The organism is Saccharospirillum sp., assembly GCF_039982735.1.
Lineage (GTDB): Bacteria > Pseudomonadota > Gammaproteobacteria > Pseudomonadales > Natronospirillaceae > Saccharospirillum.
Genome location: NZ_JBDWXV010000003.1, coordinates 242103 through 263029, shown reverse-complemented (window position 1 = coordinate 263029; position 20927 = coordinate 242103). Strand labels below are relative to the sequence as shown.

At 56.4% G+C, this 20927-nt stretch carries 19 protein-coding genes; 12 read left to right on the top strand and 7 right to left on the bottom strand.

The window, feature by feature from the left end:
* The first annotated feature begins 115 nt into the window (after positions 1-115).
* From ABJT94_RS02560 to ABJT94_RS02545, 4 genes are all read left to right on the top strand, one after another.
* Complete coding sequence (locus ABJT94_RS02560; RefSeq protein WP_348477503.1) at positions 116-2011, top strand: propionyl-CoA synthetase; 1896 nt, start codon at positions 116-118, stop codon at positions 2009-2011.
* A gap of 118 nt (positions 2012-2129) precedes the next feature.
* Positions 2130-4259, top strand: a complete 2130-nt coding sequence (locus ABJT94_RS02555; RefSeq protein ID WP_348477501.1) for a methyl-accepting chemotaxis protein — start codon at positions 2130-2132, stop codon at positions 4257-4259.
* A gap of 112 nt (positions 4260-4371) precedes the next feature.
* Positions 4372-5664 (top strand): ferric reductase-like transmembrane domain-containing protein, encoded by a 1293-nt coding sequence (locus ABJT94_RS02550; protein ID WP_348477500.1) that lies wholly within the window; start codon positions 4372-4374, stop codon positions 5662-5664.
* A complete protein-coding gene (locus tag ABJT94_RS02545; protein ID WP_348477499.1) occupies positions 5661-6455 on the top strand; it encodes a cytochrome b5 domain-containing protein in 795 nt (264 codons plus the stop codon). The genes ABJT94_RS02550 and ABJT94_RS02545 overlap by 4 nt, the downstream gene beginning before the upstream one ends.
* Positions 6456-6499: 44 nt before the next feature.
* Here the strand turns inward: ABJT94_RS02545 and ABJT94_RS02540 are convergent, their stop codons facing one another.
* Positions 6500-7495, bottom strand: coding sequence for an NADP-dependent oxidoreductase (locus tag ABJT94_RS02540; RefSeq protein WP_348477498.1), 996 nt, complete (start codon positions 7493-7495; stop codon positions 6500-6502).
* A gap of 143 nt (positions 7496-7638) precedes the next feature.
* Here ABJT94_RS02540 and ABJT94_RS02535 point away from each other — a divergent pair, with 143 nt between their 5' ends.
* From ABJT94_RS02535 to ABJT94_RS02515, 5 genes are all read left to right on the top strand, one after another.
* A complete protein-coding gene (locus ABJT94_RS02535; protein ID WP_348477497.1) occupies positions 7639-8541 on the top strand; it encodes a LysR substrate-binding domain-containing protein in 903 nt (300 codons plus the stop codon).
* Between the two features lie 92 nt (positions 8542-8633).
* Entirely contained in the window at positions 8634-9047 is a 414-nt protein-coding gene (arfB, locus tag ABJT94_RS02530) for an alternative ribosome rescue aminoacyl-tRNA hydrolase ArfB (protein ID WP_213677192.1), read from the top strand.
* A 100-nt stretch (positions 9048-9147) separates the two neighbouring features.
* Entirely contained in the window at positions 9148-10308 is a 1161-nt protein-coding gene (locus ABJT94_RS02525) for a GGDEF domain-containing protein (RefSeq protein WP_348477496.1), read from the top strand.
* Between the two features lie 51 nt (positions 10309-10359).
* Positions 10360-11565, top strand: coding sequence for an NAD(P)/FAD-dependent oxidoreductase (locus ABJT94_RS02520; RefSeq protein WP_348477495.1), 1206 nt, complete (start codon positions 10360-10362; stop codon positions 11563-11565).
* Positions 11566-11624: 59 nt separating this feature from the next.
* Positions 11625-12482 (top strand): PA4780 family RIO1-like protein kinase, encoded by an 858-nt coding sequence (locus tag ABJT94_RS02515; RefSeq protein WP_348477494.1) that lies wholly within the window; start codon positions 11625-11627, stop codon positions 12480-12482.
* Between the two features lie 167 nt (positions 12483-12649).
* On the opposite strand, the gene ABJT94_RS02510 is transcribed toward ABJT94_RS02515, so the two are convergent.
* Positions 12650-13522, bottom strand: coding sequence for a MurR/RpiR family transcriptional regulator (locus ABJT94_RS02510; RefSeq protein WP_348477493.1), 873 nt, complete (start codon positions 13520-13522; stop codon positions 12650-12652).
* A 313-nt stretch (positions 13523-13835) separates the two neighbouring features.
* Between ABJT94_RS02510 and ABJT94_RS02505 the strand changes: the two genes are divergently transcribed.
* The 3 genes from ABJT94_RS02505 to ABJT94_RS02495 are packed head-to-tail and all read left to right on the top strand — an operon-like array spanning position 13836 to position 16757.
* A complete protein-coding gene (locus tag ABJT94_RS02505; RefSeq protein ID WP_348477492.1) occupies positions 13836-14342 on the top strand; it encodes a TRAP transporter small permease subunit in 507 nt (168 codons plus the stop codon).
* Positions 14342-15670: a TRAP transporter large permease subunit gene (locus ABJT94_RS02500; RefSeq protein ID WP_348477491.1), complete on the top strand. Its 1329-nt coding sequence runs from the start codon at positions 14342-14344 to the stop codon at positions 15668-15670. The genes ABJT94_RS02505 and ABJT94_RS02500 overlap by 1 nt, the downstream gene beginning before the upstream one ends.
* 52 nt (positions 15671-15722) lie before the next feature.
* Positions 15723-16757: a TRAP transporter substrate-binding protein gene (locus tag ABJT94_RS02495; RefSeq protein ID WP_348477490.1), complete on the top strand. Its 1035-nt coding sequence runs from the start codon at positions 15723-15725 to the stop codon at positions 16755-16757.
* Here the strand turns inward: ABJT94_RS02495 and ABJT94_RS02490 are convergent.
* From ABJT94_RS02490 to ABJT94_RS02470, 5 genes are read right to left on the bottom strand one after another with little or no spacing between them, the layout of a single operon-like run.
* Entirely contained in the window at positions 16748-17365 is a 618-nt protein-coding gene (locus ABJT94_RS02490) for an SCO family protein (RefSeq protein WP_348477489.1), read from the bottom strand. The genes ABJT94_RS02495 and ABJT94_RS02490 overlap by 10 nt on opposite strands.
* Before the next feature lie 56 nt (positions 17366-17421).
* Positions 17422-17742 (bottom strand): cytochrome C oxidase subunit IV family protein, encoded by a 321-nt coding sequence (locus tag ABJT94_RS02485; RefSeq protein WP_348477488.1) that lies wholly within the window; start codon positions 17740-17742, stop codon positions 17422-17424.
* 32 nt (positions 17743-17774) lie between these two features.
* Complete coding sequence (locus ABJT94_RS02480; RefSeq protein ID WP_348477487.1) at positions 17775-18446, bottom strand: heme-copper oxidase subunit III family protein; 672 nt, start codon at positions 18444-18446, stop codon at positions 17775-17777.
* Between the two features lie 5 nt (positions 18447-18451).
* Positions 18452-19129, bottom strand: coding sequence for a cytochrome c oxidase subunit 3 (locus tag ABJT94_RS02475; RefSeq protein WP_348477486.1), 678 nt, complete (start codon positions 19127-19129; stop codon positions 18452-18454).
* Positions 19126-20901: a cbb3-type cytochrome c oxidase subunit I gene (locus ABJT94_RS02470; protein ID WP_348477485.1), complete on the bottom strand. Its 1776-nt coding sequence runs from the start codon at positions 20899-20901 to the stop codon at positions 19126-19128. Before ABJT94_RS02470 ends, ABJT94_RS02475 begins: the two co-directional genes overlap by 4 nt.
* Between the last annotated feature and the right edge of the window lie 26 nt (positions 20902-20927).

Genomic DNA, 20927 nt, shown 5'->3' with positions numbered 1-20927 from the left:
CAAAGGTTCGGTGGTGAAAACGCGATGTGTCTGGCCTGGTGGATAGGCCTACCCGGTGGTCCGCATGACTTCCCGTCAACACAAAACCTGAACGCCTAAACAATACGGTGATCACATGTCCCAGACGCCCGCTGTTCTCGATTATTTTACTGAATACCAGGCCAGTGTGGCCGACCCGGATGCCTTCTGGCTGACGCAAAGCAAACGCGTCGCCTGGTATAAAGAACCAACACAGGGTTCCAGCCTCGATAAAGAGGGGTTGTATCGCTGGTTTGCCGATGGCGAACTCAATACTGCCTATCTCGCACTGGATGCGCAGATCGAAGCGGGCCGGGGTGAGCAGTTGGCCCTGGTTTATGATTCACCGGTAACCGGGAGCGTTAAACGCTTTACCTACCTGGAATTGCGCGATGCCACGGCCCGGGTAGCCGGGGTATTGCGTGGGTTGGGCGTGGGAAAGGGCGATCGCGTTGTGATTTATATGCCCATGGTGCCTGAAACGGTTATGGCCATGCTGGCCTGCGCCCGGCTTGGGGCTGTGCATTCTGTCGTATTCGGTGGTTTTGCCGCCCATGAACTGGCCGTGCGCATCGATGACGCCGAACCGACGGTGGTGATTTCCGCCTCGTGTGGCATTGAGGTCAACCGGGTGATCGAATACAAGCCGATTCTGGATGCCGCCCTCTCTGAGGCACACCACAAACCAGCAGCAACGCTGATTCTGCAGCGTCCGCAAGCCGTCGCACAGATGCAAACCGGGCGCGACCTCGACTGGGATGAAGCCCTGTCGATGGCCGAACCGGCGGACCCGGTGCCGGTAAAAGCCACCGACCCGCTCTACGTACTGTACACCTCCGGAACCACCGGCAAGCCAAAGGGCGTAGTGCGCGATAACGGCGGTCATGCCGTGGCCATGCATTACAGCATGGAAGTGGTCTATGGCATGACGCCGGGTGATGTTTTTTGGGCGGCTTCCGATGTTGGCTGGGTAGTCGGGCACTCCTACATCGTCTACGCGCCGCTGATATTCGGCTGCACCACGGTGCTGTATGAGGGCAAACCGGTTAAGACGCCGGATGCCGGAGCGTTCTGGCGGGTGGTCGCGGAGCATAAAGTGGCGGCTCTGTTTACCGCACCGACAGCCTTTAGGGCGGTCAGAAAAGAAGACCCCGAAGCCGCGTTGATGGCCCAGTACGACACCTCCAGTTTGCAAAAACTCTTTCTCGCGGGCGAACGTCTCGACCCGCCTACCTATGACTGGCTGGTTGAGAAAACCGGCCTGCCGGTACTCGACCACTGGTGGCAAACCGAAACGGGCTGGGCAATTGCCTGCAACCCGGTGGGTATTGAGCAGATGCCGGTCAAAGCCGGTTCGGCGACTTTGCCAACACCGGGCTTTCAAGTCGAAATACTCGATGCCTATGGCGAGCCGTGCGGTGCCAACCAGCAAGGAGCGGTGGCGATACGGTTGCCGATGCCGCCCGGCTGCCTGCCGACCATCTGGCGCGACAGCGACCGTTTTATTTCAGGCTACCTGGCCCAATACCCGGGTTACTACCTTTCAGGAGACGGAGGTTACCGCGACGAAGAGGGTTATCTGTTCGTGATGGGGCGACTGGACGATGTGATCAACGTCGCCGGGCACCGGCTTTCCACCGGCGAGATGGAAGAGATTGTCGCCGCGCACCCGGCGGTTGCCGAATGCGCGGTCTTTGGTGTCTATGATGAACTGAAAGGCGAATTGCCGCTGGCCATGGTGGTGCTCAAAGATGGCTTTGTTGGCGATGAAGATGCCCTGAAGGCGGAACTGGTCGCTTCTGTTCGCCAGCAGATTGGGGCGCTGGCCTGTTTTAACCAGTCGCTGATCGTTGAACGATTGCCGAAAACCCGCTCCGGAAAAATTCTGCGCAAGACCCTGCGTCAGATGGTCAATGGCGAAGAGCTGCAAGTGCCATCCACCATAGATGACCCGGCGATTCTGGAAGAGATCAGGGGTCGGTTGGCCGACTGAGTCAGTGCTTGTTGGCGAAGCATAAAATTCAGGCGCGTCCCAAATTTATTTGCCTATACTGAAATAGAAAGCCCGATCCCAGTGGTTGGATAGGGCTGATGTATCAGAGGACACGCCGTTGCATACCTGGTCTCTTCGCTGGAAACTCACTCTGGGCACCGCCCTGGCAATTACCCTGGCTCTCTTAGCGGTTATCGGTACTGGCTGGTATGCCATGCAGACCAACGGTGACCGGGCTGTCGCGGACGCCAGTGAATCAATCGAAACCCTGGTAGAGCAGGATCTGGCTAACACCGCAGAACTGATCGCCGGTGATGTGGAAACGTTCCTGAATCGTAGCTTTGATTTGGCTCGTGTGCTTGGAACCGCGCTGAGTAATACCGCTGAAGGTAATGACACAGGCCGGGAACCGTTCGAACGAGAGGCGGTATATGATCTGGTCCAAGCAGTTTTGCTCGAGGGCCCCAGTCTGGGCTCGGCTTATGCCCATTTCGAACCGGACGGATATGACGGGGCCGATTCATTCTATCGCGACGGCTCCGAGGCGCACAGCGCACCTGCGGGTAATCTGGATGTCTATTGGGTACGCGATGGTGATGAGGTTGTCTATTACCGCACGGACGAAGATCAATCCTTTAAATACCTGACGGAAGAGGACGAGTTCGGTAATCGCGAATCTGAGTGGTATCTGTGCAGCCGGGATACGCTTGAACCCTGCATCATGGAACCGTATCTGTATGAAATTGAAGAGGGTTATGAAGTCTTATTGACGTCACTGGTACACCCGATTGTCGTTAACAATGAGTTCCGGGGAGTCGCCGGGGTCGATATTAACATGCCCCAGGTTCAGGATCAGGTGCTGGCCTATCAGCGAGACCTGTTTGATGGCGCTGCGAACATTGCTTTACTCAGTGATTTGGGATTGCTAGTCGCCAGTTCAGCATACCCCGATCAGCTGGGTGAATTGAACGAGCGGGTTGATGGATCTATGGCACAGGCCCTTGCCTCCATGACCGAGCCTGTGATGACGGATGCCAACACGATTCTGGTCCGGGCTCCTGTCGTCATCGAAGATGCGGGGGTCGAGTGGACCGTGGCGATATCTATCCCCCGGAATATCGCTTTTGCGGCCAGCCAGGCGCTTGAACAAAGTCTGCGTGAGGGTTACCAGTCAACGGCCGCCAGCATGGTTGGTATCGGGCTGGTGCTGGTGGTCATTGCCATTGTGCTGATCAGTTTGTGGTTGCGCAGTAGCACGCAACCGATGCGCGAGATGCAAAGCCTGGTGGATGAGCTGGCCGGTGCGGAAGGTGATCTGACCAAGCAACTGACGGTTTCCAGCCATGCCGAACTGATTGCGATTGCCGACGGGTTCAATCGCTTTACCGGCAAATTGCGCGACATGATTCAGGTGTTGAAGCATTCGGCGGCAGAGCTTCGTGATCAGAGCCATATTCTGGTGAAAACCTCCAGCGACACCACCGAAGCAACGTCGGCGCAGCAGGAAGAAATGCAGAGTGTTGCGGCGGCCATGAACGAGATGTCGGCAACCGCCAATGAAGTTGCCCGGCTTGCTAGTGGCACGGCAGGCGATGCCGAGCAATCGAACCAGTCGCTGCAGCAGGCACGTGAAGCCTTTGCGCATACGGTGTCGGAGATCCGGGCGGTGGCGAAAGCGATGACAGAATCCAGCGAGCGAGTTGCTTTGGTTGCTAAGAGCAGTGACAACATCAACGGCATTACCCAGGTTATTGAAGGGATCGCCGAGCAGACCAATTTGCTGGCGCTCAACGCCGCCATCGAAGCGGCCCGGGCTGGAGAGCAGGGCCGGGGTTTTGCTGTGGTTGCCGATGAAGTGCGAAGCCTGGCCGGGCGTACCCAGTCCTCAACCGTTGAGATTAGAGCCCTGATCCAGACACTGCAGCAGGAAGTCGACGCCGCTGTCGGTCAGATCAAGAACAGCACCGAGCGCATCAATATCACCGTCAGTGAGGCCGACAACGCCTATCAGCAAATGGAGACAGCGGCCAGCGGCATTGCATCGATCACCGATAATGCCGCCCAGGTGGCGACCGCCGCCGAAGAGCAAAACCAGGTGAACGAAGAAATTAACCGGAACATCAACCGGGTTGAAGTGGCCAGTGTTCGCCTGGCAGAACTGGCACAGGATGCCCAGGGTGTCAGCGATTCGATGCGTACCATTACCGATGACCTGGACCGGCAGCTTAGCCAGCTTAAAGTGCAATGATCGGGATAACGCCCCGGTGGCCGCAGAGCCGGCTGGCAGTTGCTTGACCTGAGTCAGTCGGCAGTTAACAGGCCTCTGCTATAGTGGGTGCTCTGCTATTCAAGGAGCAACAATGCGCTGGTTCAAATCCGGAGACGGGATTCTGCTGATACTGGGGCTTACCCCTGTCTCGATTTTTCTACTGAATCATTGGCCTGCACCCTCAGCCGACCCTCTGTACTGGTTTCGCTGGTGTGGTCGGTTAGTGGGAGTTACAGGGCTTACGCTACTGTTATTGGCGGCACTGATGAGCCTGCGGTTGCCTCGGCTCGATATCTACTTTGGTGGTCTTCCCCGGCTGTGGACCCTTCATCGACTGGTTGGCTTTCTCGGATTTGTGGGCATTCTGCTTCATGCCTGGTTGCTTGGTTTTGCAACGGTTACCCAGGGACGTGCTTTGAGTCTGGCTGGCTTATTTCCTGAGGCATCGAACTGGCCAATTTGGGCTGGTTGGCTCGCCCTGGCGTTGATGGTGGTGTTTCTGGCACCGACATTTCAGTTTTTTGGTCGGCTCAACTACCAGCGCTGGAAGCGGCTGCATTTGTTATCAGCGCCGGCGCTGATTCTGGCGCTGGTTCATACCCTGCCATTGGCTGCTCAGCCTCTGGTCTGGTGGCTGATGGGCGCATTGTCCATCGGGGCCATTGTTTGGCGCAAAGTCCTTTCACCTCATCTGGGCCGGTCGGCCTGGGAGGTCACCGAGGTGCATCAGCTGAAACACGACGTCGTGGAAATTTGCCTGAAACCACTTGGCAAACCATTGCGCTACATGGCCGGTCAATTTGTTTACCTGACACCGAAAGTGTCTGGTTTGAGTGCCGGTAATCGGGAGGAACACCCTTACACCCTTGCCTCGGCGCCGTCTGATCCGTTGCTGCGTCTGGGCATCAAAGACCTGGGTGATGCCAGCCATGCCTTGCAGCGAGTGCCGCCGGGCAGTCGTATCGAAATTGAAGGCCCCTATGGCGATTTCTACCAGCGACATTACCCGGCGCGCAATCAGCTCTGGCTGGGGGGTGGCATCGGCATTACGCCCTTTGTCAGTGGTGCCCGCGCCATGCTGGATGACAACACGGACACCTCGGTGCATTTGTTCTACCTGTCTCAGGATGAGTACCGCTCCTACTACCTGGACGAGCTTCAGGACATTGCCGGCAAGCAGCCTCGGTTTGATATCACGGCGCATCATTTTTCCGTACAGGGGGCCGTAACCGAAGCCTTTCTGGAAACACACTGCCCGGATTTCCGCGAGCGCGAAGTCTACCTGTGCGGGCCGCCGGGCATGATGAGACATCTGATTCCCCTGTTAAAACAAGCCGGTCTATCTGGCGACGCCATTCACAGCGAGGTCTTTGATTTCCTATGAACAAATTTGCATATTCAGCGCTGGTCGCCTTTGTCAGCAGTCTGCTGACCCTGATCACCATCGTTTGGGTGGCCCCGACCGTAGCGGAAACCGAAGGGACGGTGCGAGAAATCAGTCTGGATGAGCTGGCCAGTCACAACACCTCCGACAGTTGCTGGAAAGAGATAGAAGGCCTGGTTTATGACGTTACCGACTTCATCGACCGGCATCCAACGCCAGAGTCGGTGATGACCGAATGGTGTGGTCGACCCTCTACCGAAGGTTGGGTCGACAAAGGCAATGGCCGGCCTCACAGCGCCGGAGCTGAAGCCTTGCTGGATGATTTTCTGGTGGGGTATCTGGCTGGTGCCGATGTTGATCTGGACGCTCTGAATCAGCCTGCAACCGGGTCAGACACTGCTTCTGCTGAGCGGTCTGCCGCTGTTGCCGATGCCGGAACTGGACGATATCGCGATGGTAGCTATTATGCAGAAGCCGAACCTGGCAGCCGTGGAACCTTCGGCATCATTGAAATCACCGTCAAGGGCAACCGTATTGTTGGAGTGTATTTTGATGAGCTGTCGCGCGATGACGATGGCACCGTTAATTACCGCAAATCGGCCGACTTGAATTATGCCGAACGCTGGCGCCGTGTCAGTGGTGGCGTAACGCAACTGTCTGCTTACCCCGCCTATGAACAGATGTTGATTGAGCAGGGTGTACCAGAAGGGGTTGATGCTATCAGCGGAGCCACTGGCGCTTATGATGCTTTTGTAGGGCTGGCAACAGAAGCCCTATCAGCAGCCCGCTGAGCAGAGTTGCCCGCTGCGAGGCGGGCGACTGGTTTTGCAAGCCGTTAGAGTTTAACGATCAGCTTGCCATCGTTGCCACCAGTAAAGAATAAGTTCAATCCGGTCATCGCTGATTCGAGGCCTTCTAGGGTGTGTGCCCGGTATTTGATCTTGCCCTGCTGAACGTAGGGTGTCAGTTTTTCCAGCAACTGTGGCGCCTGGTGCAGGTGATCCGGCATGGTGAAACCCTGAATCAGCAGGCGCTTCTTAATGATGTTCATCCAGTTCGGGCCGGGGCTGGGTTCGCGCGCGGTGTAATCGGCGATCATGCCGCACACCATGATGCGCCCGTGTGCATTCATGCGTTCGAATACCCGGTGCTGAATAGGGCCACCGGTATTTTCGAAATAGAGATCGATGCCCTCTGGCGCCAGTTCATCGAGTTTTGCACCCAGGTCATCCGTCTTGTAATTGACCGCGCCGTCGAACCCCAGGTCGTTGATGATCCAGCTGGCTTTGTCTTCACTGCCCACCACCCCGATCACCCTCAGGCCATCGGCTTTGGCCAACTGGCCGACGATCGACCCGACCGAACCGGCTGCACCGGATACAACGATGGTTTCACCGGCCTTTGGCTTGCCAATTCCGTACAGGCCCTGAGTGGCCGTCAAACCGGGCAAGGCAAACACCGACAGCAGCATGTCAGCCGGCAGGGATGCATCAACCTTGTTGACGCCTTTGCCCGTGCTGATGGCCATTTCCTGCCAGCCAAACATGCCCATGACCCGGTCGCCCACTGAGAAATCCGGGTGATTCGATTCGATGACCTCACCCAGGCCGGAAGAACGCATCACACTGCCGAGTTCAACCGGGGGGATGTAGCTTTCGGTGTCGGGCGACATCCAGCCCAGCATGGCCGGGTCCAGGGACATGTGGGTCTGACGAACCAGAAATTCGCCATCACCGGCGGTTGGAACGGGTTTTTCAACCACCTCGAACAAATCGGGGCCAATGGGGCCAGAGGGACGTTTGATCAGGTTTATTGCGGTATAGGTGCTCATGGTGTTAGCTCACTGTGTTGATTGAACAAAATCGACTGATTCTTGGGTCTGATGTCTATTATTGCGACGGCTGAGATGACAAAAAGGGCCATTTGAGCGAATATTTGTTGTCTTAAAAGCAATAGTAAGGGCTTTTCGAAACCGTGGACCAGTTGAGAGCCATCAAATACTTTGTGAAAGTAGCTGAAACCCGCAGTTTTTCGCGCGCAGCCGAGCACTTTCAGGTACCGCCGTCGTCGCTGTCGCGGCGCGTGGCAGACCTTGAGGCGCATCTCGGTGCGACGCTGCTGACTCGCTCAACCCGGGTGGTGCGGCTGACTGAAATCGGTCAGCGCTACTACCGGGACATTGTCGATGTGCTGGCGCAACTGGATGCAACCCACGAGGCCGTTAGCCTTTACCAGGCCGAGCCAATGGGTCGGTTGCGCATCAGTGCCATGGTTGGCTTCGGAGAGCGCATTCTGTTGCCGCTGATGGACCGGTTCAACCAGCGTTACCCGGACGTGCAGCTGGACATTACGCTCAGTGACGAACTCAGTGTGCTGGACCGGGATGAGGTGGACATCGCCATTCGTGGTGGCTATGCGCCCGACGCCCGGGTCGTCGCCATCAAGTTGATGAACAACGATTTCATCGCCGTCGCGTCACCAGAGTACCTGGCCCGATACGGCACCCCCAGGCACCCGCTGGAGCTGAAACACCACAAGGGTCTGTATTTTCGCACCCCGCAGGGGCCAACTCGCTGGATATGCGAGCTGGATGACCGCTGGCAGGATGTATCGGCCCCGGGTGTCGGCTACTCCAATGCTGGCTCCTGGTTGCTGGATCGGGCCATTCGCGGCGATGGCATTCTGATGCTGCCGGGCTGGGTGCTGAAACCCTATCTGGACAGCGGTGAGCTGGTGCCGGTTCTGGTGTCTCCGGGCTTGCAGGTGACGACACAGCCGGGTATGGCGATTTATCTGCTGTATCAAAAGACCCGGTATCAGGTTCCCAAAATACGGGCTGCCGTTGATTTTCTGGTGGCCGAAATTCCGATGGTTTGACGCCAGGCTGCCGCCTGCAGGGTTGCTGTGTTGGCCTCCCCTGTGGTTTGATCGGCGTGTCTCAGTGTTTCGCCCTCTATTTCAAGGTAATCATGCTACAACTATCCAACGCGGTGTCACTGGCCGACTGGGAGATCGACATTGTCCAGATTCGGGCGCAGGGAGCCGGAGGCCAGAACGTCAATAAAGTCGCTTCTGCGGTGCATCTGCGCTGCGATGTGCCCAAAACCGCCCTGCCGGATTTTTACAAGGAGCGGCTGCTGGCGTTGTCGGACCACCGGATTACCAAAGATGGCGTGATCGTCATCAAGGCGCAGCGGTTTCGAACGTTCGAAAAAAACAAGGACGATGCCCTGCAGCGCCTGGCCGAGCTGATTCGCGGTGCGGTCAAACAGGAAAAAGCCCGGCGGCCTACCAAGCCCACCCGGGGTTCGCAGCGTCGCCGGGTAGAGAAGAAAGTTCAGCGCGGCAAGACCAAGGCCATGCGAGGTAAGGTTGAGCCCTGAGGCAAGCGCAATTGGTTTTGCGACCTGCCTGGGAAACGATCATACTGTGAGCTAGTTCCCACATTGGCCATGCCAGGAAACCTGCCCAGAGTGATGCCAGATGACATCCACCACCCCCATCGCTGACTCACCGAAGAGCCGTGTGCTGGCAGATCGTCGCCGTCGCCTGGGCCTGCGTCGTATAGTGCGCTGGCTGTTAGGCCCCGATACCGATACGCTCAAGCAACAGCAATTGATGCTGATCGTGTCCGGCATAATTTTTTTGTGGGTATCTGCGCTCTTCAATGGTCTGTTTGGTGTCACCCCTCTCTTGCTGGTTGGTATTTATCTGGCGGTTATACCGGTGCTGATCTGGTTGTGGTGGCAGGGTCGCTGGCGGGACATGACCCGGAGAGCTACGACCACTTCGCTGGTGATAATGGCGTTAATCGTCTCCCCGGCCACCTGGTTTCTTAATGCCGGCTCCCAGGGACCAACGCTGATTCTCTACCTGATTCTGGTGAGCTATGCCGTCGGCATGCAAAGTGCCGAGAATCGCTGGCGGCTGGGCTTACTGGCGTTATTGCTGGTATCGCCGGTCGTCTGGATGACAGCAGAATTGAGGGCACCTCACTGGATAGTGGCCTATCCCGATAACACGACACGCCTTATTGATCTGAGTTTTAGCTACTCCGCCGGTGCTCTGCTGCTGAGCATTATTATTCTGGGTCATGTACGGCGTTTCAGTCAGGAGCTGTACAAGGCCAGTGTGTTGTCAAAACGCCTGACGGATATGGCGCGTAAAGACAGCCTGACCGGGTTGTTGAATCACAAGGTCATTCACCAGGGGGTGATGGCGGCGCTGGCGTTGCAACGACCCTTCTCACTGGTCATGCTCGATTTGGATCACTTCAAAAAAGTGAACGACCGGCACGGCCACTTGTACGGGGATACCGTGCTGGTGCAATTCGCTCTGGTATTGCGCGCCTGCTGTGAACCGTCCAAAGGCCAGGTTGGCCGGGCCGGAGGCGAAGAGTTTCTGGCGATCATTCCCGGCGATGACAATGCCGCGCATGCCTTTCTTGCCCGTCTGCGCTCCGAATGGGCTATTTGTTTTCTAGAACACGGCGCCGTCACTTTCAGCGCCGGAGCAGCGAGCTGGGTTCCGGGCGACAGCCTCAACAGCCTGATTCAACGGGCCGATGATGCACTCTACGGTGCCAAGGATGCAGGCAGAGACCGCTGGGTGGTGGCGGCCGCATCCTCTGCTACAGGGCTGTGATACACTCTGTGCCAACCAACCTTCAGACTCGACGGGAACCCCATTTCTGATATGCAGCAGTACGATGGACTGATTATCGGTGGCGGTGCCGCCGGCCTGATGTGCGCTGCTGTGGCGGGTCAGCGTGGCAAGCGTATGCTGGTGCTTGAGCATACCAAAAAGGTCGGCAAGAAAATTCTAATGTCGGGTGGTGGACGCTGCAATTTCACCAACTACCAGGTAGAGCCTTCCCATTTTATTTCAAAGAACCCGCATTTCTGCGTATCGGCGCTGAAGCGCTATACGCCCTATGACTTTTTATCGCTGGTGCAGAAACACGACCTGGCGTTCCATGAAAAGACACTGGGGCAGTTGTTCTGTGACCGGTCGTCCAAGGATATCCTGTCGATATTGCTGGCCGAGTGCGAGGCCGCCGGCGTTGACATTCGCACCCAATGCGACGTCGAGTCCATTGAGTATCAGGCCGAGCAGCAAGATACCCGCTTTCAGCTGAGCACTTCAACAGGCCGGGTAGCGGCACCCTCACTGGTGGTGGCCACCGGTGGCCTGTCGATCCCGACCATGGGGGCGACGGGGTTTGGTTATCAGGTAGCCGGGCAATTTGGTTTGAAAGTGGAGCGGCGGGAAGCCTCGCTGGTGCCTTTCACGCTCTCAGGCGACTTGCTGGAATTGGCGCAGTCGCTGGCAGGTGTTGCCGTGCCGGTCAGTGTCTCCTGTGGTGATGCACGCTTTCGCGAAGCCATGCTGTTCACCCATAAGGGCCTGAGTGGGCCGGCGATGCTGCAGATCTCCAATTATTGGCAGCCGGGCGAGTCGATCGAAGTCGACTTTCTGCCGGATGTTGCCATTGCCGATTGTCTGGCACAGTGGCGGACAGAGGGTCGCAAGGGCGAGCTTAAAAACGCCCTGGCGCAGTTGCTGCCCAAGCGCTTTGTGCAGGCCTGGTTGGAGCATCATAGTTCGGTCAGGTCGCTGGGAAGCACCACCCTGGCCAATCTGAGTAAAGCCGACACCGAAGCACTCGGCCAGGTGCTGCACCGCTGGACGCTGGTGCCGGCGGGCACAGAAGGCTACCGTACGGCGGAAGTGACCCGGGGTGGCGTCAGTACTGACGAAGTATCGTCAAAGACATTTGAAGCAAAGTCGGTGCCTGGGCTCTACTTTATTGGAGAGGTGCTGGACGTAACCGGCTGGCTCGGCGGCTACAATTTTCAGTGGGCCTGGGCCAGCGGACATTGCGCGGCGCAGTATCTGTGACCGCACAATGCACACGAGCCCGGACTATCCATACCGGATTGGAAGAGGAACGTAACTGAATGAAAGCCCCTGCACGCCTACAACCTCTGATTGAGGATGGCGTCATCGATGAAGTGATCAGTGCCCTGATGAGTGGCAAGGAAGCGGCTGTGTTTGTGGTCCGCTGTGGCGAGGAAATTCGCTGTGCCAAGGTGTACAAAGACGCCAAAAAACGCAGTTTTAAACAGGCTGCCACCTATACCGAAGGCCGTAAGGTTCGCAGCACCCGTCGCGCCCGTGCCATGGAAAAAGGCTCGCGCTTTGGCCGCAAGCAACAGGAAGAAACCTGGCAGAACGCCGAAGTCGATGCGTTGTACCGGTTGGCTGCGGCAGGTGTTCGGGTACCGGAACCCTTTGGTTGCATCGACGGTGTCATGATCATGGAGCTGGTAACCGACGATGACGGCGGTGTCGCCCCGCGTCTGGACGACGTTGTGCTGACGCCGGAGCAGGCGCGGGAAGATCATGCGTTGATGATGCATTACGTCAAACTGATGCTGGTCGAAGGCCTGATTCACGGTGACCTGTCCGAATTCAACGTGCTGGTCGACGCCTACGGGCCAGTGATTATCGACTTGCCACAAGCGGTCGATGCGGCAGCCAACAATAACGCCCAGGCCATGCTGAAGCGTGATGTCGATAACATGACCCGCTACTACGGTCAGTTTGCGCCCGAGCTGAATAAAACCCACTACGCCGAAGAACTCTGGGCGCTTTATGAAGCCGGCGATCTAACGGACGAGACCGAACTGACCGGACACTTTGACGTCGATGAAACAGCCGCCGATGTCGATGGCGTACTGGGCGAAATTGCCGCCATTCTGGCCGAAGAGGAAGAGCGCAAAGGCTGGGAAAATGCCGAGGATCTGGACGACTAGGGTGGCATTGGTCCGCAACGGCTACCGGAGTTGCCCCTGTGGGGTCGGCGTGAATCCGTCAATGGCGGTCCGACGTCTCGGGCCTAGGCCGCAGCATCCATGCTGCGGACTCCCCCACAGGGGCAACTCCGGCACCCGCTGCTTTCCACTGTGCGAACCCCAAGACTTCAACGCGGCCGCTTAAACAAGCGAGTCCGCTCATACAACCCTTCTATTCGTTTCAGTCGTGCGCTGGTCTCTTCCCAGCGCCGTCCCTGAACGCCTGCCAGTAATGCTTCAACCAGTGCCATCAGTGGCGTCAGTGAATCCCAGGCTGAAGGGGCTTCAATGTGGCAGGGCATGGTGTGGCGTGCGTGAACCGCGGCGGGTGATACCCAGCGGTCGGTGATCAGTACGATTTCGACGCCCTGTTCCCGCGCCAGCTCCACCAGTTGCACAACAGCCGGTTCATAGCGGCGTACATCGAAGGCGATCAGTACGTCGCCCTCGGTCATATCCAGCAAGGCGGTCGGCCAGGTATTGGGCATGGAAGATAGAACAACCACATCACCGCGCATCACCTTGAGGGCGGTGGCGAAATAGTCCGCGATGGAATGCGTCAGGCGTCCGCCCAGCGTATAAATGCGTCGCTCCGGGTCAGAGAGCAGACCGGTGGTGGCATCGAAACTGGCCTGATCGATCTGACTCAGAGTGGCGTTCAGGTTATCGACCAGCTTGTCGGCAAAGTGGTTCAGTATGTGAGCGCTTGGGTACGCATCGGCCCATTTGTCGTGTTTGGCCAGGGGGGAGGCCAGTGTATCGCTAAGTTCCTCATGCAACCCCGCCTGAAAATCCGGATAGCCCTTGTACCCCAGTTTTTGCACCAGCCGCACCACGGTTGGGCTTGAAACTCCGGCTGCCCGGGCGACCGAAGCCACCGAACCGAGAACCGTCACCGGAAAGTTCCCCAGCATGTAAGTTGCCACCTGGCGTTCTGCCCGGGTCAGTTTGGGCAAGGTATTGCGCAGTTGGGTCTCAATGGTATGGGATTGCAGGTTCATGAAATCAGGTCTCAGCAGGCGAGTAAAAACAGGGGCGCAGACTGTCTCAAACCAGTGCATCTTTGACCAGAACAACCCAAGTCAGTGCGTTTTTTCCCTGTATGAAGTTTAGTCATTTTGTTTGATTTGTAACAGTCGATGTAAATCTGAAAAGATATTGACAAGATGCAGAGAGCGTCAGAGACTGGTTTTATCGTTGAGTAGGAAAGGACTGTCCAATGCTGACCGCCGATGCCTGTACCGCGACCGGCACAGCCGGGGCCCCCGGGGCTCCCACCGCAACGACCGCCTCATATGACCTGGGAGTTCGGTCATGCCCCGTTTCCTGATTGTCTATGTGCGTTGGGTTGAACGCCTGAACTATGGCGTCGGTCGGGTAGCCATGTTCTCGTTATTCGCGCTGATGGGCATTCTGCTGTGGGGCGCCATCGCGCGGGCTGGCTGGCAACCCCAGATCTGGACTGATGAAATGGCCCAGTTTCTGTTAATGGGTTACTTCATGCTGGGTGGTGCCTACGCTTTGCAGCTGGGCTCGGCTGTGCGGATGGATCTGCTGTACAGCCGCTGGTCCGATCGCACCAAGGCCGCCGTTGATGCCGTCACTATTTTAATGCTGGTGGTTTACCTCGGCATTCTGCTGTGGGGTGGCATCGAAAGTACCCTTTACGCCCTTGAGTATTCCGAACGACGACGTGGCCTGTGGCGCCCCTACATGGCCCCCATAAAAATAGTCATGGTCATCGGTATCGTGCTGATGATACTGCAATGCACTGCCTTTTTTATTCGTGATATCGCCCGGCTGAGAAAGGTGGAGCTCTGATGTCCTACGATCTGATTGCCGCGCTGATGTTCGGGTCCATGCTGGTGATGATGCTGACCGGTCAGCGCATGTTTGGCGTGATCGGGTTTGTGGCAGTGGTTGCATCGGTGTTCTTGTGGGGTGACCGGGGCGGCTATGACCTCGCTTTTGCCCAAACCATCAAAGTGATGAACTGGTACCCGTTGCTGACGTTGCCGATGTTTATTTTCATGGGCTATGTCATGTCAGAATCCCGCCTGGCAGATGACCTGTACCGAATGTTCCATGTTTGGTTCGGCCCCGTGCCCGGCGGCCTGGCCATTGGCACCATTTTGCTGATGGTGCTTATTTCTGCGATGAACGGGTTGTCAGTGGCGGGTATGGCCATTGGCGCGACCATCGCATTACCTGAATTGCTGAAACGGTCTTACGATAAACGCATGGTCACCGGCGTTATACAGGCCGGTGCGAGTCTGGGAATTTTGGTTCCGCCCTCGGTGGTGATGGTGCTGTACGCCATGATCGCCCGCCAGCCCGTTGGCCAGCTCTGGCTAGCAGGGGTCTTGCCCGGGTTGTTGTTGGCGTCGCTGTTTATTATCTACATCTGGTTGCGTTGCAAGTTGAACCCGGAGCTGGGTCCGCCCATTTCCGATGAAGACCGAAAGAGCATCAGTCGGGGCGAGAAATACCGGTTACTGTTGGCTGGTCTGATGCCACTGGGCATTTTCGCCGTCATGATGGTGCCCTTTGTGATGGGCTATACCCGTTTGGTGGAAAGCTCGGTTATTGGTGCCCTGGCGGCGACCGCAGTGTCTGTTTTCAAAGGCCGGATGAGCTGGCGGGTTCTGGAGGTCTGCAGCCGTAACACACTCGCCATCAGTTGCATGTTCCTGTGGATTATTCTGGCCGCACTTGCCTTTGGTGCGGTTTTCGATGGGCTTAGAGCCGTCGATTTTGTGCGCAATCTGTTTATGGACAACCTGGGCTTGGGGCGCTGGGAAATTCTGATATTAATGCAACTCAGCTTTATTCTGATGGGCACCTTTCTCGACGATACTGCCATGCTGGTGATCGTTGCACCGCTCTATGTACCCATCGTCAGCATGCTGGAATTCAACCTCATCTGGTACGGCGTGCTGTACACCATTACCTGCCAGATTGCCTATATGACACCGCCCTTTGGCTATAACCTGTTTTTAATGCGTGCCATGGCACCGAACGACGTAACGCTGAGTGACATCTATCGATCCATAATTCCGTTTGTGGGTGTAATGATTCTCGGATTAATCATAGTGATGGTGTTTCCCCAAATCGCACTCTGGTTACCCGAGACCCTTTACAACCGCTGATAAAAGGCTGCGCTGGTGCAACCTTTGTTTCAACTGGAAAGAGGGAAATACCATGACATCAAGACGTACGTTCATTAAGGCCGGTGCAATGGCTGGCGCAGCTGCCATAACAGCCCCCAGGGTACTGGCAGAATCGACCATCCGCTGGCGTTTGCAAACCTATGCCGGGTCTTCACTGGGTGCTCAGGTGATCAAACCTGCTGTTGATATGTTCAACGCCATAGCGGGCGATGAAATGCAGATCGATCTGTTTTATGCCGACCAGCTGGTACCAACGTCCGAACTGTTTCAGGCGATGCAGCGCGGTACCATCGACGCGGTGCAGTCTGACGACGATTCAATGATGTCACCCACCGACGTGACCGTGTTTGGCGGTTATTTTCCCTTTGCCAGTCGTTACTCCCTGGATGTACCGGCGCTGTTCAATGACTGGGGTTTGAATGAAATCTGGGCCGAGCAATACGCCTCTGTGGGTGTGAAGCACATCTCCGCCGGTTCCTGGGATCCCTGTCACTTTATTACCACGTCACCCATTACCAGTCTGTCGCAACTGGAAGGTAAGCGGGTGTTTACCTTTCCGACTGCAGGCCGCTTCCTGAACCAGTTCGGTGTCGTGCCGGTTACGGTGCCCTGGGAAGACGTCGAAATCGCGTTGCAGACCGGTGAAATCGACGGCGTTGCCTGGTGCGGTATTACCGAAGCCTATGAGGTGGGCTGGGCTGATATCTGTTCACATTTTCTGACCAACAACATTTCCGGTGCCTGGATTGGCCATTTCTTTGCCAACATGGAACGCTGGAACGAATTGCCCGCGCATTTGCAAACCCTGATGGCTGCTTGCTTCGAGCAATCGCATTATTATCGCCAGCACTGGTACTGGGCCGGCGAAGCCCGGTTGCGCACCCAGGGCACCAAGCTGGAACTGACGTCGATTCCGGATGCAGAGTGGGCGCAGGTCGAGCAGGCAGCGCGGGTTTTCTGGGACGACATCGCCGAAGAATCGGAAACCGCTGCGCGCGTTGTGCAGATTTTCAAAGATTACAACGCAGCGATGGACCGGGCCGGACGCCCCTACCGTTACAGTTGATGGTTGTTCGCCCAGCGACGAACGGTCAAGTAATCCTGCAGTAGCCGGTCGGGCTCGAAATGAAGCCGACCGGTCAGGGTTCGGGTCGGTTCAAGCACGGCCTGCAACCGGCCGTCGTTGTTGATAAGAAACAGTGTTAACCCGTGTGTGACCTGCACTGAGCCCTGTTCATCCCGAGTCACGCTGGCATGGATGCCCAATGCGGATTCAAATGCTTCGGCATCCTGACTTGAAGCTGCACGCCAACCGCTGAACTGGTCATGAAACCAGGGCAGGTAGTCGGCCAGTTGCGCCAGTGAATCCCGACCCGGATCGACCGTATAAAAATGCAGTCTCAGATCGGTGAACTGTGATTGCCGGTCGAGCGCGCGTTTGAACCGGGCCATTTCCACCAGGGTTGTCGGGCAAATATCAGGGCAATGTGTGAACCCATAACTGATCAGGTGCCAGTCGCCGGGCAAGGTGTCTGGTGTAACCACGGGTCCGTTGTGTTGCTCCAGCCTGAATGCCGGAAGCGGCTGGGCGGGCATCAGCCAGGCACCCTGTATCGCGGGAAGCGAGGGCACCGCCGGTGCTATTACCCACAGGGCTAAGCCAACAAGCAACATGAGAATAGCCGGCGGGGCAATGAGCGGGATCAGTCTGGCACCTTGCACAATAGCCGCTACCCCGCCAGGAACATCAGTCGGCTGGTCATGGTGTAATTGCCTTCAATGGCCATAAAGGCAATAAAGATGGGAATGGCCAGAGTAGGTACCAGTAAGGCCACACGCAGGGTGATGGGTTCCCAGGCGAAGTGCATGAACACACTGAGAATCAGGCCGGCCTTGAGGAACATGAAAATCAGGATCAGGCTCCAGCGTAGCAGGCCCTGAAACTGTAGATAATCGACCATATACGACAGGGTGCTGAGGACAAACAATAACCCCCAGACTTTAAAATACAGGCTTAACGGGTGCTGTTGACCCTGAGTGCTCGCGCTCATTCATCCTCCTGAAACCGGCGGTTTGTACCGGCTTACCATAAATAGAAAAAGGCAAAAATAAACACCCAGACGAGATCGACAAAGTGCCAGTACAAGCCGGTGATCTCGACAATCTGGAACCCCTTTTTATCGTAGTGACCCAGTTTCACCTTGATCGCAACGATGGTTAGATAAATCACCCCACCGGTAACGTGAAGGCCATGAAAGCCGGTAATCATAAAGAAGGTGGAGCCAAACTGGGCGGCACCTAGCGGGTTACCCCAGGGGCGAATGCCTTCTTCGACAATCAGTTTGCTCCACTCGTAAGCCTGCATGCCAACAAAGCTGAAACCCAGTACCGCCGTGGTAATCATTAACCAGAATGTGGCGTTCTTGTTGCCCTGATAGGCCGTGTTGACCGCCATCGCCATGGTGCCGCTGCTGGTAATCAGAATAAACGTCATAATGGCGATGAGCAGCAACGGAATGTGTTCACCGCCGACCACCAGGGCAAAGACCTCGCTGGTCAGTGGCCAGGCTTCCGTCGCCGAGATGCGCACGTTCATGTAGCCAATCAGAAACAGGCTGAAAATAAAGGTGTCGCTAACCAGAAACACCCACATCATGACCTTGCCCCAGTTGACCTTGAAGGCCTCTTTGTCGGCCGACCAGTCGACAACCAGGTGTTGCCAGTAACCCTGGGGCTTGCTGTTCATTTCCGTCATGGTGGTTACCCCAGGCCGCAAGCGGCGGCAATTAAGGCGTAAGTTTCAGGCGTACGGGTGAGCAGAAAAAACAGCAGTAACCACAACGCCAGTAAATAATGCCAGTAGGTGGTACAGGCTTTTACGGCAACGGCGACCTGCTCAATGCTGCACCCCTGACCAATGCGAATAAAAACCCGCACAACCGCGAGCACACCACCAAACAGATGCAGGGCATGCAAACCGGTAAACAGATAGAAGTAGGCATTGGCCGGGTTTTCGCTGACGCCGTAGCCCAGGTTGGCAAGATAATTCCAGGTGGTCCATTGCGCCATAATGAACACCAGGGCCAGGAAACCGCCGACGCTGATACCCAGCATAACGCCATCGGGCCGTTGTGTTTTTACCGAATGCCAGGCCCAGTGCATGGCGGCACTGGCTGCAACAAGAACGGCCGTGGTTGCCCAAAGCCTGGGGCTCTGGTTGAACGGCAACCACGGCTCGCCGGCCAGTGCCTGAAAGTCCGGGTACTGGGACCGGGTCAGAAAGGTCACAAAAATCAGCACAAAGGCAATGCTGATCACCATCAGTAAAAACCGCAGGGCAATCTGAGCCGGGGGTGTACCGCCCGGGGCATCATACGCGATTGAACCATCGGGCATGGCCAGCCAGGGTTTTTCAGTCAGAGCGCTGAAGCCTTTCATGTGGATTCCCTCCCGGTTGTGGTGCGGTCATAGCCAGGTTCGTAGGTCACGTCGCTGTCGGGTACATGCTGGGGTATGAAGTCGTCCACGACACCCGGTACGCTGTAATCGTAAGCCCAGCGATATACGGTAGGCAGTTCCTTGCCCCAGTTGCCATGGTGTGGCGGTACATCCGGCGTGTGCCATTCAAGCGAGGCGGCATCCCAGGGGTTGATGCGGGATTTGGGTTCCCGCTTAATCGTCCAGAACAGATTGAAGATAAAAATCAGCTGGAACAATGCCACAATGATGACCGCGATGGTGATGTTCGCATTGAGTGCATGGGCCGAGTCGGGAATAAAGCTGGTGTCACCCAGAGCGTAGTAGCGTCTTGGGACCCCGAGGAACCCGATGTAGTGCATCGGCAGATAAATGGCGTAGGTGCCGAGGAAGGTACCCCAGAAGTGAATCATGCCCAAACGGGTATTGAGTTGTTTGCCGGTCACCAGCGGGAACCAGTGATAAATGGCGGCGAACAGCACCATGATCGGTGAGACCCCCATCACCATGTGAAAGTGGGCAACCACAAAGAAGGTATCGGACAGCGGCAGGTCAATGACAACATTGCCCAGAAAAAGGCCGCTTAAGCCGCCATGGGTAAAGGTGAAAATAAATCCGATGGCAAACAGCATAGGCACGGTCAGGTGAATGTTGCCCTGCCAGAGCGTGAGCACCCAGTTATAGACCTTGATCGCCGTGGGTACCGCAATGATTAGCGTGGTGGTGGCGAAGAAAAACCCGAAATAGGGGTTCATGCCACTGACATACATGTGGTGCGCCCAGACCACAAAGCTGAGCCCGCCAATAATAACGATGGCCCAGACCATCATCCGGTAGCCAAAAATGTTCTTGCGCGCATGCACGCTGAGTACATCGCTTACCATGCCAAACGCAGGAAGCGCCACGATGTACACTTCCGGGTGCCCGAAAAACCAGAACAAATGCTGAAACAGGATTGGGCTGCCGCCTTCATAGTCGGTTGCCTCACCCAGCGATACGATGGCCGGCATAAAAAAGCTGGTGCCGAGCAGGGAATCAAACAGCATCATAATGGCGCTGACCAGCAGGGCCGGGAAGGCAAACAGACCTAGAATGGTGGCCGTGAAAATGCCCCAGATAGTCAGTGGCATGCGCATCAGCGTCATGCCACGCGTGCGCGCCTGAAGAATGGTCGACACATAATTCAGGCCACCCATGGTAAAGGCGATGATGAAAATAGCCAGAGAGGCGAGCATCAGCACAATGCCCCAGCCCGAGCCCGGCGTTCCTTCAAGAATTGACTGTGGTGGATAGAGTGTCCAGCCAGCACCGGTTGGCCCACCAGGCACAAAAAAGCTGGCGAGCAGCACCAGTACCGATAAAAAATAAAACCAGAAGCTGAGCATGTTCAGGTAGGGGAAAACCATGTCGCGGGTGCCAACCATCAGCGGAATCAGGTAATTACCGAAACCGCCCAGCAACAGTGCCGTTAGCAAATAAATCACCATGATCATGCCGTGCATGGTTACGAATTGCAGGTACATGTTGGGGTTGATGAAGTCGAACTGGTCGGGGAAACCCAGTTGCAGGCGCATCACCACCGACAGCAACAGGGCAACCAGCCCGACAAAGATCGCGGTGCAGGCATATTGAACGGCGATGACCTTGTGATCCTGACTCCAGATGTATTTGCCGATAAAGGTTCGGGGGTGATGCAGCTCGGGTTCCTGATCGGCAATGGCAATGTGTGTCATGGTAGATCCCTGTGCAAAGGTTCTTG

Bases quoted from the DNA above. Each gene is read 5' to 3' on its own strand.
- ABJT94_RS02560 (WP_348477503.1), top strand. From the start codon at position 116: ATGTCCCAGACGCCCGCTGTTCTCGATTATTTTACTGAATACCAGGCC.
- ABJT94_RS02550 (WP_348477500.1), top strand. From the start codon at position 4,372: ATGCGCTGGTTCAAATCCGGAGACGGGATTCTGCTGATACTGGGGCTT.
- ABJT94_RS02545 (WP_348477499.1), top strand. From the start codon at position 5,661: ATGAACAAATTTGCATATTCAGCGCTGGTCGCCTTTGTCAGCAGTCTG.
- ABJT94_RS02540 (WP_348477498.1), bottom strand. From the start codon at position 7,495: ATGAGCACCTATACCGCAATAAACCTGATCAAACGTCCCTCTGGCCCC.
- arfB (WP_213677192.1), top strand. From the start codon at position 8,634: ATGCTACAACTATCCAACGCGGTGTCACTGGCCGACTGGGAGATCGAC.
- ABJT94_RS02525 (WP_348477496.1), top strand. From the start codon at position 9,148: ATGACATCCACCACCCCCATCGCTGACTCACCGAAGAGCCGTGTGCTG.
- ABJT94_RS02520 (WP_348477495.1), top strand. From the start codon at position 10,360: ATGCAGCAGTACGATGGACTGATTATCGGTGGCGGTGCCGCCGGCCTG.
- ABJT94_RS02515 (WP_348477494.1), top strand. From the start codon at position 11,625: ATGAAAGCCCCTGCACGCCTACAACCTCTGATTGAGGATGGCGTCATC.
- ABJT94_RS02510 (WP_348477493.1), bottom strand. From the start codon at position 13,522: ATGAACCTGCAATCCCATACCATTGAGACCCAACTGCGCAATACCTTG.
- ABJT94_RS02505 (WP_348477492.1), top strand. From the start codon at position 13,836: ATGCCCCGTTTCCTGATTGTCTATGTGCGTTGGGTTGAACGCCTGAAC.
- ABJT94_RS02500 (WP_348477491.1), top strand. From the start codon at position 14,342: ATGTCCTACGATCTGATTGCCGCGCTGATGTTCGGGTCCATGCTGGTG.
- ABJT94_RS02495 (WP_348477490.1), top strand. From the start codon at position 15,723: ATGACATCAAGACGTACGTTCATTAAGGCCGGTGCAATGGCTGGCGCA.
- ABJT94_RS02490 (WP_348477489.1), bottom strand. From the start codon at position 17,365: ATGTTGCTTGTTGGCTTAGCCCTGTGGGTAATAGCACCGGCGGTGCCC.
- ABJT94_RS02485 (WP_348477488.1), bottom strand. From the start codon at position 17,742: ATGAGCGCGAGCACTCAGGGTCAACAGCACCCGTTAAGCCTGTATTTT.
- ABJT94_RS02480 (WP_348477487.1), bottom strand. From the start codon at position 18,446: ATGACGGAAATGAACAGCAAGCCCCAGGGTTACTGGCAACACCTGGTT.
- ABJT94_RS02475 (WP_348477486.1), bottom strand. From the start codon at position 19,129: ATGAAAGGCTTCAGCGCTCTGACTGAAAAACCCTGGCTGGCCATGCCC.
- ABJT94_RS02470 (WP_348477485.1), bottom strand. From the start codon at position 20,901: ATGACACACATTGCCATTGCCGATCAGGAACCCGAGCTGCATCACCCC.